At 68.4% G+C, this 17,275-nt stretch carries 17 protein-coding genes; 13 read left to right on the forward strand and 4 right to left on the reverse strand.

All coding sequences use genetic code 11. The features are described 5' to 3' along the window. Positions 1–6: 6 nt before the first annotated feature. Positions 7–2,091 carry a hypothetical protein gene (locus tag ACQCX5_RS10965; RefSeq protein WP_434542067.1) on the reverse strand — a complete coding sequence of 695 codons (2,085 nt, stop codon included), beginning with the start codon at positions 2,089–2,091 and terminating at the stop codon, positions 7–9. 130 nt (positions 2,092–2,221) lie between these two features. On the opposite strand from ACQCX5_RS10965, the gene ACQCX5_RS10970 reads away from it, so the two are divergent. Beyond that, positions 2,222–3,238, forward strand: a complete 1,017-nt coding sequence (locus tag ACQCX5_RS10970) for a zinc-dependent alcohol dehydrogenase family protein (RefSeq protein ID WP_434542068.1) — start codon at positions 2,222–2,224, stop codon at positions 3,236–3,238. Between the two features lie 165 nt (positions 3,239–3,403). Further along, on the forward strand, positions 3,404–5,110 hold the full coding sequence (locus ACQCX5_RS10975) for a choice-of-anchor G family protein (RefSeq protein WP_434542069.1): 1,707 nt from the start codon (positions 3,404–3,406) through the stop codon (positions 5,108–5,110). An 11-nt stretch (positions 5,111–5,121) separates the two neighbouring features. Here the strand turns inward: ACQCX5_RS10975 and ACQCX5_RS10980 are convergent, their stop codons facing one another. Continuing rightward, positions 5,122–6,261, reverse strand: a complete 1,140-nt coding sequence (locus ACQCX5_RS10980; RefSeq protein ID WP_434542070.1) for a GNAT family N-acetyltransferase — start codon at positions 6,259–6,261, stop codon at positions 5,122–5,124. 97 nt (positions 6,262–6,358) lie between these two features. Here ACQCX5_RS10980 and ACQCX5_RS10985 point away from each other — a divergent pair, with 97 nt between their 5' ends. The 5 genes from ACQCX5_RS10985 (at position 6,359) to ACQCX5_RS11005 (ending at position 12,466) form a co-directional block, all read left to right on the forward strand. Next, a complete protein-coding gene (locus ACQCX5_RS10985; protein WP_434542071.1) occupies positions 6,359–8,545 on the forward strand; it encodes a prolyl oligopeptidase family serine peptidase in 2,187 nt (728 codons plus the stop codon). Further along, entirely contained in the window at positions 8,542–9,204 is a 663-nt protein-coding gene (locus tag ACQCX5_RS10990; RefSeq protein WP_434542072.1) for an IMPACT family protein, read from the forward strand. The genes ACQCX5_RS10985 and ACQCX5_RS10990 overlap by 4 nt, the downstream gene beginning before the upstream one ends. A gap of 52 nt (positions 9,205–9,256) precedes the next feature. Further along, the gene (locus tag ACQCX5_RS10995; protein ID WP_434542073.1) at positions 9,257–9,631 is read left to right on the forward strand and encodes a DUF1707 SHOCT-like domain-containing protein; all 375 of its coding nucleotides are present in this window, start codon (positions 9,257–9,259) and stop codon (positions 9,629–9,631) included. Positions 9,632–9,641: 10 nt separating this feature from the next. Then, on the forward strand, positions 9,642–11,072 hold the full coding sequence (locus tag ACQCX5_RS11000) for a neutral zinc metallopeptidase (protein ID WP_434542074.1): 1,431 nt from the start codon (positions 9,642–9,644) through the stop codon (positions 11,070–11,072). 74 nt (positions 11,073–11,146) lie between these two features. Continuing rightward, a complete protein-coding gene (locus ACQCX5_RS11005; RefSeq protein WP_434542075.1) occupies positions 11,147–12,466 on the forward strand; it encodes a neutral zinc metallopeptidase in 1,320 nt (439 codons plus the stop codon). 112 nt (positions 12,467–12,578) lie between these two features. Here ACQCX5_RS11005 and ACQCX5_RS11010 read toward each other — a convergent pair whose 3' ends face one another. Then, positions 12,579–13,166, reverse strand: a complete 588-nt coding sequence (locus ACQCX5_RS11010) for a hypothetical protein (protein WP_434542076.1) — start codon at positions 13,164–13,166, stop codon at positions 12,579–12,581. Positions 13,167–13,324: 158 nt separating this feature from the next. Then, a complete protein-coding gene (locus ACQCX5_RS11015) occupies positions 13,325–13,618 on the reverse strand; it encodes a YciI family protein (protein WP_434542077.1) in 294 nt (97 codons plus the stop codon). 194 nt (positions 13,619–13,812) lie between these two features. On the opposite strand from ACQCX5_RS11015, the gene infA reads away from it, so the two are divergent. The 6 genes from infA to ACQCX5_RS11045 all read left to right on the forward strand — a co-directional run bounded on the left by infA (position 13,813) and on the right by ACQCX5_RS11045 (position 17,248). Continuing rightward, complete coding sequence (infA, locus tag ACQCX5_RS11020; RefSeq protein WP_207475599.1) at positions 13,813–14,034, forward strand: translation initiation factor IF-1; 222 nt, start codon at positions 13,813–13,815, stop codon at positions 14,032–14,034. 113 nt (positions 14,035–14,147) lie between these two features. Further along, the gene (rpmJ, locus tag ACQCX5_RS11025; RefSeq protein WP_002514836.1) at positions 14,148–14,261 is read left to right on the forward strand and encodes a 50S ribosomal protein L36; all 114 of its coding nucleotides are present in this window, start codon (positions 14,148–14,150) and stop codon (positions 14,259–14,261) included. A gap of 284 nt (positions 14,262–14,545) precedes the next feature. After that, the gene (rpsM, locus tag ACQCX5_RS11030) at positions 14,546–14,920 is read left to right on the forward strand and encodes a 30S ribosomal protein S13 (protein ID WP_434542078.1); all 375 of its coding nucleotides are present in this window, start codon (positions 14,546–14,548) and stop codon (positions 14,918–14,920) included. Between the two features lie 68 nt (positions 14,921–14,988). Then, on the forward strand, positions 14,989–15,399 hold the full coding sequence (rpsK, locus tag ACQCX5_RS11035; protein ID WP_434542079.1) for a 30S ribosomal protein S11: 411 nt from the start codon (positions 14,989–14,991) through the stop codon (positions 15,397–15,399). A 30-nt stretch (positions 15,400–15,429) separates the two neighbouring features. Next, the gene (gene rpsD / locus ACQCX5_RS11040) at positions 15,430–16,035 is read left to right on the forward strand and encodes a 30S ribosomal protein S4 (protein ID WP_434542080.1); all 606 of its coding nucleotides are present in this window, start codon (positions 15,430–15,432) and stop codon (positions 16,033–16,035) included. A gap of 205 nt (positions 16,036–16,240) precedes the next feature. Further along, positions 16,241–17,248 carry a DNA-directed RNA polymerase subunit alpha gene (locus tag ACQCX5_RS11045; RefSeq protein WP_434542081.1) on the forward strand — a complete coding sequence of 336 codons (1,008 nt, stop codon included), beginning with the start codon at positions 16,241–16,243 and terminating at the stop codon, positions 17,246–17,248. Positions 17,249–17,275 lie beyond the last annotated feature (27 nt).

The raw sequence follows: 17,275 nt of genomic DNA on the forward strand, positions 1-17,275 counted from the left end.
GCGCACTCACTCGATCCGGGTGAGCGTGGCCTGGAAGACCTCGGGGCCACGCGCAAAGTACAACCGGCCGTCGGAATGCGGCAGCACATAGTTGCCGGTGGTCAGCGTGCGGTAGCCACCGCTGTTGGGGTTCAGGGCAAAGATCACCCCTGAGCCCGTCGAGCCGTAGACCAATCCGTCGACGCCCTGCGTGAGCTTCGGGTAGCCGTGGTTGCCACCCGACCCGGCGACGTGTGTCTCTTGCAACACCTGCCGTTTCTTCGGGTCGAACCTGAAGATCGTGCCGGCGTTGGTCAGGGCCCACAGGTGACCACCGCTGGTGGGCACCAGCGCCGAGATCGTCTGCAGTCCCTGCACGGGCACATGCCGCCAGGCGATGGTGTCGGTGCGCAGGTCCCAGGCCACGATCTGGGCCTCGGGTGCGATCGGGTCGGCACCCGGGGTGTTGACAGAGGTGCCGATGAACAGCAGGTGATCGACCACCGCCATCGCCACCAACTGATGGCCTGGCAGCACCTCGCCATGGTCAACAACCACACCCGTCGAGGGCGTGTGGAACAGCAGGCGTCCCGAGGCGTGCCCGCGCTTGCCGAGCGTGCCGGCCGCGATCCGGTCGCCCGCTTTCGTGAGCCCGAAGATGCGGTCCTGGTTGAGGTCGTTGAGGTTGAACACGATGCCCGGGTTGCCCGTGCCCAATGGCAGGGCCGGGTTGAGGCGGCGCAGCACCGCGCCCGTGTAGGTGCCCATGTAGATCACCCCGTCGGCCGTCAGGTACTGGTGGATCTGCGACGCGATGCCGCCCGTCGACTGCACGTGCAGGTCATCGGTGGGCGGGTGATAGGTGACCAGGTTGCCGTTGTTGAAACTCAAGCCAACGTAGACCTTGCCGTCAGGCCCCCGCCCGAAGGCCCGCACGGTCACCGGCGTCAGCGGCATCTCGGCATTGGTCATCACATGGCCGTGCCCGGTCTCGATGTTGAACCGCCACAGTTCACCGCGCCGCCCCATGCCGACCACCGACTGACCCGGGTAGTTGGGGTGCTTGAGGTCGAGCAGGCCCATGCCGCCGCCACCGAGGTAGTAGTTCACGGTGCGTGACCACCCCGCATCACCCACCTCGAGTGTGGCCGGGTTGAACGTGCGCAGCCTGTTGACCACATTGTCGCTGAAGTACAACAGCCCCGATTCGTCGAGTTCGGTGGGCATGGACGGCGCCGACTTCGGCAGGTGCGCGACCCATTGCTGCGTGCGCGGGTCGTACACATGCCACTCGAGCGAGCCGCCGTAGTAGGCCATGACCAGACCGCCCCGCCAGGCCATCAGGCTGATCCGGAAGTCAGTGGCCTTCATGGTCGGCGGCTGCGGGATCTCTGTGCGCGCGCCGGTCGCCAGGTTCAGCTTGATCATGCGGGCAGTTCCCTCGGTGCCGATGTAGAGGTTGCCCTGCTCGTCATAGGCCACCGCCCGTGCGTAGTACTCGCCGGGGTCGACCTGTCCGTAGTCGGTGAAGGTGTCGGTGGTCGGGTCGAACGAGAACGCATGCCCGTTGGGGAAGGTGCCGCCATGGATCGTGCCGTCGGCGGCCTCGATGATGCGACAGATGTGCGACTCGCCGGCCACCGCATGGCCCAGGTTCGTCATCGAGTCGTCGCTCGGGTCGTAGCGGAACAGTAGGGCTTCCGGCCCCCAACCGGGGATGTAGACCCGGCCATCGCCGGCGCGGATCATGGACAGCGAATCGTCGAGTTCTTCGATGGCGTGATGGCGCAGCTGCTTGCCAGTGATGGGGTCGAGGGCTGCGAATTGCACGGCATTCTGCGGACTGCCGCCCTGCACATAGAGCACCGGGCTGCCGTCGGGCAGGTAACCGGTGGCCGAGACGTTCATCCTCAGTTCCTTGACGGGAACGCCGAGGCTGCGGACCGCCACGGACATCTCGGGCACACCGCGCCAGGCATCGCCCTGGCTGGTGTCGGCCATCGCGCGATCCGGTGTCAGGGTCGCCCCGGCTACCGCGGCAGATGACAAGGCGAAGGCCATCGTGGCGAAGCTTCGGCGGTTGAGGGCGGTGAACAACATGGGGTCGGACATCAGGCTCACTCCTTCGTGAGGGCTTGGAATGGCGCTGACGCTGACAGGTTATGGAGCACTGATCAAGCAGCTGATGCGAATAACCTTTACGGATTGTCAGGGATGGGGTCAGCAGTGCTTGGATGAATCCATGCGAGGAGCCATCATCCATGCCCCCGGCGATGTCCGGATCGAGGACCGTCCGGATCCCGTCATCACCGCCCCGACCGACGCCATTATCGAGGTCAGCGCCACCTGCGTCTGCGGCTCTGACCTGTGGCGATTCCGCGGCATCAACGAGGTGCCCAGGCCCACGCCGATCGGTCATGAGAGTTGCGGCGTGGTGGTCGAGGTGGGTGCTGACGTCACCCGGGTCAAGCCCGGCGACTTCGTGGTGGCCTCGTTCTATTCCTGCGACGGCACCTGCCCGCACTGCCGGGCGGGGTTCACCTCGGTGTGCCAGAACCTCGACTGGATGGACGGTTGCCAGTCGACCCACATCCGCATTCCCCAGGCCGATGGCACCCTGCACCCGACGCCGGGTATGCCGTCCGCCGACCAACTGCCAGACCTGCTCGCCCTGTCCGATGTCATGGGTACCGGCTGGCATGCCGCCGTGATGGCAGGGGTGCAACCGGGCATGACGGTCGCCGTCGTGGGTGACGGGGCGGTGGGGTTGTGCGGGGTGCTGGCTGCCGCCGAACTGGGCGCGGTACGGGTCATCGCCATGAGCCGCCACGAGAGCCGCCAGCGGCTGGCGCGCGAGTTCGGTGCCACCGACATCGTCGAGACGCGTGGTGACGAGGGCATTGCCGAGGTGCTCGAACTGACCAGAGGGATCGGCGCCGACGCCGTGCTCGAATGTGTCGGCACTGGCGAGGCGATGACCCAGGCGCTGGCCTGCGCACGTCCGGGTGCCATGGTGGGGTTCGTCGGCGTGCCACACGGCATCGACCTGAACATCCGCACGCTGTTCGATTCCAATGTCGGCATCCGGGGCGGCATGGCCGCCGTGGGCAACTACCTGCCCGACCTGATGACCCGCGTGCTGGACGGGCGTATCCATCCCGGCAAGGTGTTCGATGCGACGTTTGGTCTCGATGACATCCTCGAGGCGTACCGGGCGATGGACGAGCGAAGGGCCATCAAGTCACTCGTGCTGCCCTGAGCCCGGGTGCTGGCAATACGTTCAGAAGAGATCTTCTCGACACCATTTCTGCATCGCCCAGAAGCGTAACAACGTCATCAACAACTCACCCTGAACTTCTGCTGAACCTGCTGCTATGGTTCCCCCGGCGGGTGTGCGAGATGCCGCCGATGGCGGACTCGGAGGATGGACTTTCATGGTGGCTGGCCCGGTCGTGACGACCCGGTGAGCGGGATCGGTGGCAACAAGCAGCCGTCGCGCCGTCGAGTCATGGCCGGCGTGGCCTGGGCGACCCCGGCCATCGTCGGCATCGGCGCTGCGCCAGCGCTGGCGGCGAGTGCCCGGGCCAACTCGTGCGTGCCGCACGGCACCACCTCTGCAGTCGCGGGTGGGCGGGTGCTCAGTGGATCGGTGCTGGGCATCGACCTCGACACCGTGACCGGCGTCGACGGACTGTGCGTGGCCAACAATGGTGCCGGCGACATAGCGCCGCAGGGCTGGGTCACCGGCCCGACCCCGGCGCGGCAGGTGGTCGGCGACCCCACGGCTTTCGTCAACGACATCGATGCCGCGGCGATCAATGACCAGGCGGTCATTCCCGCAGCGACAAGGCTCGGCGCCGGCACTGGACTGTTCACCCAGTACGCCCGCGCGGTCGAGAACGGCTACCAATTGGCGGCGAGTGGCGCCGTCACCCAGACCGGTGGTGTGCAGCCCGACCTCGGCAGCGATGCGCCCACCCTGGCCGAGGTCGACCTGGCCCACCTGGTCGGCACCCTGCTGCCATCCGTCACGCTGAGCCCCGTCGCCAACCTGAGGCTGCAGGTCGGCGCCCTGTGGGGCCGTGCCCTGTGGAACGCGTGCACCGGCCAGGTCGCCCGTGACTACCTGATCGGCCGCCTGGACACCGCCTGGACCTCGCCCGCCCTCGCAGACCTCGCCCACAGCGCGACCCGCACTGTCGGCCGACTGCAGGCGGGTGTCGACCAGCTGGCCAGGGGCACGAACCCCGGCCGCATCGGGGTGCCGCTGGACGCGCTCGACGCCGCCCTCGACGAGCTGCAGACCGGCCTCGCCAGCGCTGCCCCCACTGTCCAGGCACTCAGTGCCGACATCGACCTCGCGGCCGTACGGGCCGCACTGACCCAGCCGGTCACCAGCGCCGACGGCATCGTGGGCATCAACCCGGGCACCGCAGGGGTGCGGATCGACCTTGGCGCTGCGCTCGGTCCCCTCAACCGCCGCGACCCCAACACCGACCTGGTGCTTGATGCCGCGGCGGTGACGACCATCACCGGTGCCCTCACCGAGGCAGTGCGCGGCACCTGGCTCACCGGGCTCAAGCACCAGGTCGAGCAGGCCATCTGGCTCGCCCGGGTCAGCGGTCAGGTGCTGGTCCCCATCACCGTCCAGGGCCAGGTGGCGCTGCACGTGCAGGTGGGCTTCACCGACGTGCCGGTGGCGGGCCTGCGCGACGGCACTGTGACCACGACCGGCACCCCCAGCAGCACCATCACCACCAGCAGCACCGTTCTCGGCGACGGCCTGCCGCCAGAACTCGTGGACGACGTCGTCGCCACAGTCGCCGCCGCCGTGCTGCCGGCCGTCGGCTCAACCATCGCAGACCGGCTCACCCCCACCTGGGCCGGGATGGACACGCCCGCCCGAGCCGTGCACGACGAGGGCGGCCAGTTGTTCAGCGTGCTGCAGACCCACGATGTGCTGTCGGTCACGGTCAACTGGCAGCAGTCGACCGAGCCGGGCACGACCACCCCATGGGTGCCGACCCACGAGGTGGCCGCGCTGAAGCTGGGCGTGCTGGGCGAACGGGGCGGTGTGCAACTGCTGCTCGGCCGGGCGCGTGTCGGCCCGATCGGCGCCTGGACCCGCTGACCGGCCCCTCGTCACAGCTTCTTCTGCCACGCCGCCGCGATGCCCCGGGTCTTGTACCCGAGACGCTCGTTGATCGCCCACATGTAGTCGTTCTCGCCGGCATTCCACGTGTGCACCCGCCTCGCCTGCGGCCAGTGCTCGCACGCCAGGTGCACGGCGGCCAGCTTCATCGCAAGGCCCAGTCCGTGGCCGCGATGGTCGGGCAGCACCACGGTGATGCCCTGGTAGACCGGCACCAGGTTGTGGATTGAGACGATCAGCTTGGTGTAGGCCGCAAGCTCACCGCTGTCGCAATGGCGCACCGCCACCGTCGCGGTGTCGCTCTCGCGGTGGCGTTCCGTGTCCATGTGCAGGATGCGCTCGGCCGTGATCACCGGTGGGGTGAAGTCCAGCTCGCCAAGCGGCACCGTGGCCTCGAACCCGGTGACCAGCGCCGCCATGGCAGGTGCCAGCGTGGGGTCGATCGGCCCCGTCCACGACACCAGTTCGTAGCCGGCGGCGACCTCGGGCACACCGAGCGCCGCGGCGGGGTCGTCGGGCAGGGTCTGCACCGAATAGCGCTCGGCCTGGGCGAGGCTGTAGCCGTGCTTCATCGCAAACCGTGCCGACGGATCGTCGCGCTTCACGCCGAAGGGGCCCTCGGCGGGCATGACCAGGTCGGTCCAGCCAGTGGGGTCACCCACGTGTTCGGCGTAGCCGCCCACCGTGGTACAACCCCACGCACGCGCCACCTGCTCGACTGCCAGGAGCAGTCGCGAGCCCAGCCCCCGACCGCGCCAGTCGGGCCGCACGACGATGCCGACCTCGCCGAGCACATGGGTGTTGTCCTCAAGGTCGGCCCGCATGCCGGTGGCCGCCACCACCGCTGCCGCACCCAGCTCAGAACCGGGCAGCACCTGCGGCAGGCCCTCGGGGCTGGTGCCCAACCCGTCGACGGCGCCGTCGAGTGCCACCAGCAGCCGCTTGCGGGTATAGCGCTGGTCGCCGAGGTCTTGCAGTTGCGACGGGACGAACTCGTCGAAGTCCGCATGCCCGTACACGCCGCGCCACACCGCGTTGGTCATCTCGAGTGATCGGGCGATGACGTCCGCGATCGCGCCGTGGTCGGCTGCCGGCACGTCGACGAGGCAGATCAGGGGTTCAGTGCTCACCCCACAAGTAGATTCCGTGCGCCAGCCTGCCCGCAAGCGAAATACGGGGCCAGAGGCCGGACGAGGCACTGGCGCGGCCGGTGGTTGGATGGACCCCATGACCCAGCCGCCCACCCCGCCCAGCACCGCCCCGTACACCGAGCGTGACGACACGGTCGAGACGCTGCACGGGCGCCGCATCGCCGACCCCTACCGCTGGCTCGAAGACCCCGACTCGCCGCGCACCCGGGCCTGGGTCGATGGCCAGCGTGACTACTGCGAACAGGTCTTCGCCGGCATCAAGGGCCAGGCGTGGTTCAGCGACACGATGAACCGACTGCTGCGCCGGCCCCGCGCCGGCACGCCCGACCAGCGCGGCGGCTGGTACACCCGGCTGGTCAACGACGGCACCCGCGACCACGACCTGCTGGTCGGGGCCCACAGCCTCGACGACCTGGTCGACGCCGCACGTGCCCAGGTGCTGCTCGACCCGAACACCTGGTCGGCCGACGGCACCACCGCGCTGGTCGCCCATGCGGTCAGCCCCGATGGACGCCTGCTGGCCCACCACCGCAGCGAGGCCGGGTCGGACTGGACCACCATCCGACTGCTCGCCCTGGCCACCGGCGAGCTACGTGGCGACCGCGTGATGGCCAAGTTCAGCCGGGCCGAATGGTTGCCCGACTCGTCCGGGTTCATCTATTCGACCTACCCGCAGGCGCTGCGCAACGACGGGGTCGACCCGAGTGCGCTCGAGGTGCCGCACCTGATGCTGCACCGCGTCGCCACCGACGGGGTCGGCGCCCAGTCCGCCGACGACATCGACCTGCTGAGCTTTCCCGACGCCCCGGGGCGCATGATGCGCGCCGACATCTTCACCAGCCCCTCCCAGGACTGGCTCGTGCTCTGGGTGGGCCAGGGCACGAACCGCGCCAATGCCGTCTGGCTCGCCCCGCTGGTCGACGGTCCCGCCGGACAGGTGCCGGGGGACTGGGTCGAGTTCATCGCCGACGAGCTGCATGAACGCCTGCCCATCGGCATCGTCGGTGACGAGCTGCTGCTGCAGACCGACGAGCGGGCCCCGATGGGCCAGGTCGTCGCGGTCGGGTTGCCGGGCACCCCGGCAGTCGGACGACGCCGGGTCGTGGTGCCCCAGGCCGACGACGTGCTCGAGCACACGCTGCTGACCGCCGGCCCGGACGGCGACCACGTGCTGGTGACCTGCCACCTGGTCGATGTCAGCCCACGGCTGCAGCGCTGGTCGGTCGCACACGCGACCCTGCTCGGCGACGTCGATGTCGACGGCGGCGCGCTCGTGGCGCTCAATGGCGACCCGGACGAGGTCGAGGTCTTCATCGGCATGAGCACCGTGACCACGCCGACGGCCAGCACGGTGCTCGATGCGGCCACCGGCGAGGTCGTCCCGATCGCGGGGGCGGGCGACACGACCGCCGACGACCTGCCCGAGGTCAGCATCACGCCGCCGACCATCACCCGACACCGCGCACCCAGCACCGGCGGGGTCGAGGTGCCGTACTTCCTCATCCGCCCCGCCGGTGCCTCGTCCGAGGCCGGCCCCGCACCCACGATCGTCTACGGCTACGGCGGGTTCTCGCTGCCCGTGCTGGCCAACTACAGCCCCGGCTGGGCCGGGTGGTTGGCCGCCGGCGGCTCGCTGGTGATCGCCAACCTGCGCGGCGGTTCCGAGTTCGGTGCCCAGTGGTACGAGGACGGTCGCCGCGCGCACAAGCAGCATGTCTTCGACGATTTCATCGCGGTCAGTGAACACCTGGTCAGCACGGGCATCACCGATGCCGACCACCTGGTCGCCTACGGCCGCAGCAACGGTGGCCTGCTGGTCGGTGCCACGCTGGTGCAGCGGCCCGACCTGTTCGCGGCCGCCATCCCGCAGGTGGGCGTGCTCGACCTGCTGCGCTTTCACAAGTTCACGATCGGTGCGGCGTGGTCGTCCGACTACGGCAACCCTGACGACCCCGACGACTTCGCGGTGGCGCTGGCGTATTCGCCGCTGCACAACATCGTCGGCGCCGACGGTGACCAGCGGGCGTTCCCGCCCACCCTCGTCGTCACCGGCGACCACGACGACCGCGTCGTGCCCGCCCACTCGCACAAGTTCACCGCGACGTTGCAGGCCGCCCAGGCCGACCCCGATGCCCCCATCGTCAGCCGCATCGAGGCCGCCACCGGGCACGGGGTGGGCAAGCCGATCGGCATGCAAGCCGCCGAATGGGCCGACATCCTGGCGTTCGCCGCCCACCATGCCGGACTCCCGGTGCCAGAGTGATCACCACGCTGCGCCCCGCCGCTGACGCCAGCGCCGAACTCGAGATCAAGCGCTCCCGGTTCCTGGCCCACCTGGCCCGTACCCCGGACGAGGCCGCCGCCCGCGACTTCATCACCACCATCAAGCAGCGCTACCCCGATGCACGGCACCACTGTTCGGCCTTCGTCGTGGTCGTGCCGGGGCAGCATGACGCCGAGCATTCCTCGGACGACGGCGAGCCATCGGGCACGGCCGGGCGCCCGATGCTCGACGTGTTGCGCGGAGCCGGTGGCGAGGGCGAGGGGCTCGGTGAGTGCTGCGTGGTGGTGGTGCGGTACTTCGGGGGAGTGCTGCTCGGCACCGGTGGGCTGGTGCGGGCTTATGGCGATGCCACCCGCGAGGTGCTGCGGGGGCTCCCGCTCGTCCGGGTCGCACCGCGCGAACTGCTCGAGGTCGAGGCCGAACACGGCGACGCGGGCGCGCTCGAGCACGGGCTGTCGCAGTTCGGTTGGGCCCCGGTCGAGCGGCACTACGCCAGCCGGACGACCCAGCTGGTGCTGGCCGTCGACGACGTGCAGGGCGCACTGGCACGCATTGCCGAGCTCAGCGGCGGGCGGGCACAGGTGCGTGACCTGGGTGCCAGTCAGGTCGAGGTGCCAGCTGGGCGGCTGCCGGGGTGAGAGGGGCACGCGCATGAGCCCGGGTCGCTTGCCGAGTTCGTAGACTGGACGGGTGAGCAACCTGCCGATCTCGTCGAAGTACCGCAGCCAGGCGCACCTGCCCGTCCCCGATGAGGAGCGCGAAGACCTGGGGCGGCGACTCAACGAGGCCTTCACCAATGGCACGATCCCGGCCGAGCAGTACCCCGTGCTGCTTGACCGTGTCTACGATGCCCAGACGCTCGGCGACCTGGCCCCGGTGGTCGAGTTGTTGCCCGTCAAGCAGACCTATGACCAGCCCAACATCGTGCAGGCCGGTGCCGGGGCACCCGCTCCCGGCGAACTGACCCAGGCCCGGCCCCCGGGCAAGCTGGCCCTCTACGGCGTGGCCGGCGGCATCGGCGCGATCCTGTTGCTGGCCCTGTTGATCCTGATCATCGTGTTGTGAGGCTGATGGCGTGAGCGGACCGCAGCAGGACCCGGCACCGGGCGGGGGCACACCCCCGCAGCCGGGGGAGTGGTGGCCCTTCCGCGGGGCCGCCGCGCCGTCGGGTTCGGGTGCTGCGGGTTCGGGTGCTGCGGGTTCGAGTGTTTCGGGCTCGGGTGCTGCCTCGGCCGCGACGCCGACGCGCCCGGAGACCGCGCCGACGCAACAACTGCCGGGGTGGGACGCCAGCGCCCCGACCCAGCAGGTGCCGACGTGGGGCGGGCAGCCGCACCCGACCGTGGTCATGCCGGGCGTCGAGCCGCAGCCGGTGGCGCAGCAGCCGGTGCCGCAGCAGTGGCCCCCGCACCAGCAGCCCCAGTGGCACGCGCCCCAACAGCCGTGGCTGCCACGGGGCGGTGCGATGCCCCCGGCCCAGCAGTGGCCTGCCCAGCAATGGCCTGCCCAGCAATGGCCCGCACAGCGGTGGCCGCAGCAGGCGACGGCTGCGTCACCGGCGACGTCGTCCCGGGGCAAGACCGGACGTACCGTCGCCGTGCTGGCGCTGTTCCTGGTGTGCGGTGTCGTGGCCGGGGCAGTGTTGACCAACATCTTCGGGCGTGCTGGGTCGACTGCAGCGAGTCCGCCGCCGGTGGTGACCGGCCCCGGGGTCTCGCCGTCGTCCGCAACGCCGACACCGACACCCACCCGATCGCCGTCGAGCGCGAGGCCCACGCCCTACCAGGTGCCGCCCACCAAGTGGTCGGCCCTGCCGAAGCCCTCACCCACCAACCAGGCCCAGCGGGTGACGCAGGCGAATGCGCTCTATGCGCTCGAGTTTCCGTCGCCCATGACCTGCCCGACGATTCCCGAGGGCATCGAGAAGCGGTCGGAGTTCCAGAAGTTGGCCCGCCAGCTGGTCACCTGCCAGTACGAGGCCTGGGCGCCGGTCTTCGAGCAGACGATGGGCTTCAAGCTGTCGAAGCCCGGCCTGGTGATCTTTGCCGAGCAGGTGAAGTCGCCGTGCGGCACGGTCGATGACGACCAGTCCTTCTACTGCCCGAACTCGGCCGAGATCTACCTGAGCGAGAAGCGCTTCGAGTCGTCGCAGGACTGGTGGCGGCTGCACTTCGCCAACACGATCGCGCATGAGTTCCTGCACCACCTGCAGTCAGAGGCGGGCATTCTCGAGGGCGCCTATTCGCTGGACATGACCGGCGACGAGCGCACCCGGCGGGTCGAACTGCAGGCCTATTGCATGACCAGCCGCATGATGGTGGTCACCCCGGCATACGAGTTCGGTGACCGCGACTACCAGATCTTGAAGGCCTGGGCGGCTGAAGGGGATTCGTCCAAGACCCACGGCAGCGTCGCATCTCGCAAGAACTGGTGGATGCGCGGCCTGGAGCAGAAGACGCTGGGCGGGTGCAACACGTGGGTGGTGCCCGCGAGCCAGGTGACGTAGGCAGGTTGACGTAGGCCGGTGACGTGGGCCCGGGGGACGTACCGAAGGAACCCCCGGGGGGACACAATGGCTGCATGACTCAGCCCGTGCCCCAGAACCGTCCGCCGCGAGGACCGCAGTGGTCGCAGGGCTGGGGTGTGCAGCAGTGGGGCCAGCCGCAGGGTGGTCAGCAGCAGGGTGGTCAGCAGGGTGGCTCGTACCGGCCGCAGCATGGCGGGCCGCAGTTCGGCGCGCCGCGGTTCGGCGGCGGCCCGCAATACGGTGCGCCGCGGTTCGGTGGCGGACCCCAGTATGGAGGGCCACAATACGGCGGGCCCCCGCAGGGCCGTCCGCCGTTCGGGCCCATGGGGCCGTGGCCGGGTGGCCATCGACAGCCGCCGGCGCCTCGACGAGGTGGCGGCTGGGGAGTCGTACTGGTGGTGGTCGCCCTGGTGGCGGCGGTGGGACTGCCGGGCTACGTGTGGCTGAACCGCACCAGCAACACGACCAACCCGACCATCAGCCCGGTCGTGCGGACCACGCCGGCGCTGCAGACCACGCCTGTCGAGACCGAGCCGTCGACCGAGCCGCCCACCAGCGAACCGCCGTCGTCCGAACCGCCGACAACACCGCCGACGACCCAGCCCACGACCAGCGAACCGCCGGTGGACACAGGGGTGCTGCCGCAGCGCACGTGGGCAGCGCTGCCGGGGCCGCACTCGAACCACCCGACGTGGGTGACGCTGCAGCGCAACAGCATCTATGGCTATGACTTCCCGAAGCTGACCTGCCCCGATGTGCCCGACGGGTTCAGTTCGACCCAGCAGTTCCGCACGTTCGCGACCAACACGCTGAACTGCCAGCACAACGGCTGGGCGACGATCTTCAAGGCAGCGGGCAAGGCCCTGCCCAAGCCGAAGGTCCTGTTCATCAGCGGGGCCGTGCAGACGCCGTGCGGCACCAGTGGGGCCAAGGTCTCGTTCTATTGCGGGTCGTGGGACGGGTCGTCGTACGCGATCTATGTGCACTCCTCGCTGATCGAGCAGTCAAACACCTGGTGGCGGCTGCGGGGCTACGAGACGCTGTCGCACGAGTACGCGCACCACGTGCAGATGATGGCCGGGGTGCTGCGGGCCAACAGCAACCTGGTGCAGGCCGGCAACCTGACCCTGACAGAGGGCTCGCGCCGGCTCGAGCTGCAGGCGTCGTGCTATTCCATGCGTCTGCTCTACATCACGCCGTCCACGAAGTTCTCGCGTGCCGACTACCAGACGGTGGTCGAGTGGTCGTCGGTTGACCAGGACGAATACCACGGCAGCGCCAAGTCGAACACCTACTGGTGGCAGCGCGGGCTGTACATGCAGAAGGTGGGCGGCTGCAACACCTGGACGGTGGGTTCGTCGAGCGTCTCGTGACGGCCTGGGGCGGTTGCCGGTGTATCGAGAGGTCACCATCTGCAGAACACGTCGCTGGGATCTGCAGATCGTGACCTCTCGGCGGTGACTCAGGGGTGCCAACCCCGCGCGGTCAGCTGTTCGTGCACAATCTGGACGACCTGCGGGTGCATGCCCCGGGCAGATGTTTGGCGGTGACCTGTTCGAAGCCGATCCCGGTCGCCCGGATGAGCCGGGCCCGGTCGAGGTCGTAGTCCATCTGCTTCACCCGCTCGCGGTGGTGGCGCCCGTCGTAGTCCATGGCGAAGCGCCAGCCGCGCCAGTAGAAGTCCACCGTGGCGACCCAGCCGCTCTCGGTGACCAGGTCGACGTTGAGCTCCGGCTCGGGCAGCCCGGCCCGCACGAGTAGCAGCCGCGTCAGGGTTTCGCTGACAGAAGCGCTGCCCGGACGAATCAGGCCGAGCGCCTCACGGGCCCGACGCACCCCACGTCCGCCGCCACGCAGCCCGGCGCGCAGGTCGTCCGCCGTCAACGCTGACTTCGGTCGCAGCAACCAGTCACCCGCAGTGACCAGGTCATCGAGGGCCAACGACTCGGCGAGGTCGACCCACGTCGAGACCCCCGTCGTCACCGGATGGGCAGGGACACCAGCCTGAATCGCCGCTGACACGGTGAAGGTGCCGTTCAGGTCGCGGGGCAGGGGTGGTGATTTGCGGGGCACGCCGTCACTGAACCATGCGAGGCGCCCACCGCGGGGGCCTGAAGTGCTCGCCTGTGGATAACCCCGGCCCTGGTCGGCATCGAGAGGTCGCCATCTGCAGAACACGTCGCTGGGATCTGCAGATCGTGACCTCTCGGCGTCCAACCCCCCGGACGACCTCAGCGCTTGTTGGCCAGGGCCCCGATCAGGGGGTCCCACGCCTGCACGCGGCGCTGCGCAATCAGGCCCTCTTCGTGGAAGGGGTCGGTATCGAGCAGTTCGACAACCTCGTCGGCCGACTCGGCGCGGAACAGCAGCAGTGCCTCGCCCGGATCGGTCTCGAGCAGCGGACCCGAGGCGAACAGCACGCCCGACTGGGCCAGCCCGCCCAGGTAAGCGCGGTGGATCGGACGCACCTCGTCGAGGCTGGCCTGGTCATCGGTGTAGGTGTAGTGCACGGCGAAGAAACCCATGCGTCATGATGACATGCGGGCGACTGCAGTGACAGGTGGTGCCCACTCGTGGCATCATGCCCGGTCCGATTTGGGCTGCGGGTGAACCGTGGCGTAGAGTGGGGCGTCGGTCACCTGTGACCACGGACGATTCTGCCTGCATGCCTTCGGCTCGGACGCATGCCGGCGACAAATCAACCAGAAATGGGAACGCCTTGGCGAAGAAAGAAGGAGCCCTCGAGCTCGAGGGTGTTGTGGTGGAGGCACTGCCCAACGCGATGTTCCGCGTTGAGCTGGCCAACGGCCACCGCGTCCTCGCGACCATCAGCGGCAAGATGCGGCAGCACTACATCCGCATCCTGCCCACTGACCGTGTCGTCGTGGAACTGTCTCCTTACGACCTGACCCGCGGACGAATCGTCTACCGCCACAAGTGATCATCGGGCATGCCCCGAGTCTGCTCGGGGAGTGCCCCGGGTCAGATCAGCAGTAATCCACCCAGACCGGGGCGGGCGCATGTCCACACCGGTTCAGACCAGAAAGAAGCTCGATGAAGGTTCAGCCGAGCGTCAAGAAGATCTGCGACAAGTGCAAGGTGATCCGCCGGCACGGTCGTGTGATGGTGATCTGCGACAACCCTCGTCACAAGCAGCGCCAGGGCTGAGCCCACGCCGCACCGCGAGGTTGCTCGCACCACCTGTCCAACGGGGACGACCCTGAGGACGCTTGACAACTCAATACCCAACACGTGGCGCAAGGCCGGAGCAATCCGGTTCCACCCCCGGGCGAAGGCCGGGGCCCCAGCACACAACCGGTCAATCCGGTGGGGGGACGCGTCACGCCGCCACACCTTCGCGGTCGCTAGCCGACTCCACACAACCCTGCGGGAAACAGGGGGAGCGGTGACCGGGACGCCCACCGGCGTCCAGAACATCGAAAGGTTGCCACATGGCACGCCTCATTGGTGTCGACCTGCCGCGCGAAAAGCGCCTTGAGGTTGCACTGACCTACATCTTCGGAGTGGGCAAGACCCGCGCCGCCGAGACCCTGGCCGCCACCGGCATTTCCGGTGACCTGCGCGTCCATGAGCTCAATGATGACCACCTGGTTGCTCTGCGTGACCACATCGAGGCCAACTACGAGACCGAAGGTGACCTGCGCCGAACTGTCGCGTCCGACATTCGCCGCAAGATCGAGATCGGCACCTACCAGGGTCGCCGTCACCGTGCGGGCCTGCCCGTGCGCGGTCAGCGCACCCGCACCAACGCTCGTACCCGCAAGGGCAAGAAGAAGGCCGTCGCCGGCAAGAAGAAGGCTCGCTGATCGAAGCCCTGACGGGCTCCGGCAGCTGATCGCCTCTCACGACAGACTCCAGGAAGAGACACAGACTTATGGCAACTGCAGGTCGCAAGGCCGCCGCCGCGAAGACGAAGGTGCGGCGCAAGGAAAAGAAGAACGTCACCGTTGGTCAGGCTCACATCAAGTCGACCTTCAACAACACCATCATCGCCATCACCGATCCCAGCGGCGCTGTGATTTCGTGGGCCTCGGCCGGCACCGTCGGCTTCAAGGGCTCGCGCAAGTCGACCCCGTTCGCTGCCCAGATGGCCGCTGAGAACGCTGCCCGCCGCGCGATGGACCACGGCATGAAGCGTGTTGACGTGTTCGTCAAGGGTCCCGGCTCGGGTCGCGAGACCGCCATCCGTTCGCTGGCTGCTGCCGGTCTTGAGGTCGGCGCGATCGCCGACGTCACCCCGGTGCCCCACAACGGTTGCCGTCCGCCCAAACCGCGCCGCAACTGACCCGCCGAGACAGGAAAGAAGGACTGAACAATGGCCCGTTACACCGGCCCCATGACCCGCAAGTCCCGCCGTCTTGGCGTGGACCTGGTTGGCAACGACAAGGCGTTTGAGCGCCGCCCCTACCCCCCGGGTGTGCACGGCCGCGGCCGTACCAAGGACTCGGAGTACTCGCTGCAGCAGCGCGAGAAGCAGAAGGCACGTTTCGCCTATGGCGTGCTCGAGAAGCAGTTCCGTCGCTACTACGCAGAGGCTGACGGCCGTCCCGGCAAGACCGGTGACCTGCTGCTGCAGATCCTCGAGTCGCGCCTCGACAACGTCGTGTACCGCGCTGGCTTCGCCTCGACCCGTCGTCAGGCCCGCCAGCTGGTCTCGCACGGCCACTTCATGGTCAACGGCCAGAAGGTGAACATCCCGAGCTTCCGCGTGACCCCGCACGACATCATCGACGTCGCGCCGAAGTCGCTCGACCTGACCCCGCTGGTCGTGGCTCGTGAGACCCATGGTGAGCGCGAGGTTCCGGCCTGGCTGACCGTGCGTCCCAACCGGATGCGCATCCTGGTGCACCAGCTGCCGACTCGTGACCAGATCACGATCGACGTCCAGGAACAGATGATCGTCGAGCTCTACTCCAAGTGAGCCCCAGCAGCAGCCGTCCGGGCAATCGGGCGGCTGCTGCACCCGGTCCGGGTGGGGGAAGAATCCACCGCCCGGATCACCGATCTTCGGATCACACTGAATCTTCGGATCAACACGATCTTCGGATCCTCGTACTGCATCTCGGGAACGGTTCCCGAGGGCCTGTCGTGCCGTCAAATGGTGGGCGGCGCGGGAAGGAAGACACATGCTCATCGCACAGCGTCCGTCGCTGACCGAAGAGGTCATCGACGAGTACCGTTCGCGTTTCGTCATCGAGCCCCTGGAGCCCGGCTTCGGCTACACCCTGGGCAACTCGATGCGTCGCACCCTGCTCAGCTCGATCCCCGGTGCCGCCGTCACCAGCATCAAGATCGCCGGAACCCAGCACGAGTTCTCGACGATCCCCGGTGTTGTTGAGGACGTCACCGAGATCATCCTGAATGTGAAGAACCTGGTGCTCTCGTCCGAAGAGGACGAGCCGGTCACCATGTACCTGCGCAACAAGGGTGCGGGCAACGTCACCGCCGCCGACATCGAGACCCCTGCCGGTGTCGAGGTGCACAACCCCGACCTGCACATCGCCACCCTCAACGAGGACGGCATGATCGAGATGGAGCTCGTCGTCGAGCGTGGCCGCGGTTACGTGTCGAGCGCGCTGAACAACTCGCCCGACGCCGAGATCGGCCGCATCCCGGTCGACTCGATCTATTCGCCTGTGCTCAAGGTGAGCTACAAGGTCGAGGCCACCCGTGTCGAGCAGCGCACCGACTTCGACCGCCTCGTGATCGATGTCGAGACCAAGCAGTCGATGAGCCCCCGCGACGCCGTGGCGTCGGCCGGTCGCACGCTCGTGGAGCTGTTCGGCCTGGCCCGTGAGCTGAACTACGACGCCGAGGGCATCGAGATCGGCCCGTCGCCGGTCGATGAGCAGCTCGCCCAGGACCTGGCCATGCCGGTTGAGGACCTGAACCTCACCGTTCGTTCGTACAACTGCCTCAAGCGTGAGGGCATCCACACCGTCGGCGAGCTTCTCGGCCGTTCGGAGCAGGACCTGCTCGACATCCGCAACTTCGGCACCAAGTCGATCGACGAGGTCAAGGCGAAGCTTGCCGAGATGGGTCTGGCCCTCAAGGACAGCGCCCCCGGGTTCGACCCGCTGGCCGCCGTCGAGCGTTACGAGGAAGACGACTACGCCGAGACCGAGCAGTACTGATCCGCACCCGCCACCGGGCGCGAGTCC

Source organism: Aestuariimicrobium sp. G57 (assembly GCF_050110855.1).
In the GTDB taxonomy this organism is placed as follows: domain Bacteria; phylum Actinomycetota; class Actinomycetes; order Propionibacteriales; family Propionibacteriaceae; genus Aestuariimicrobium.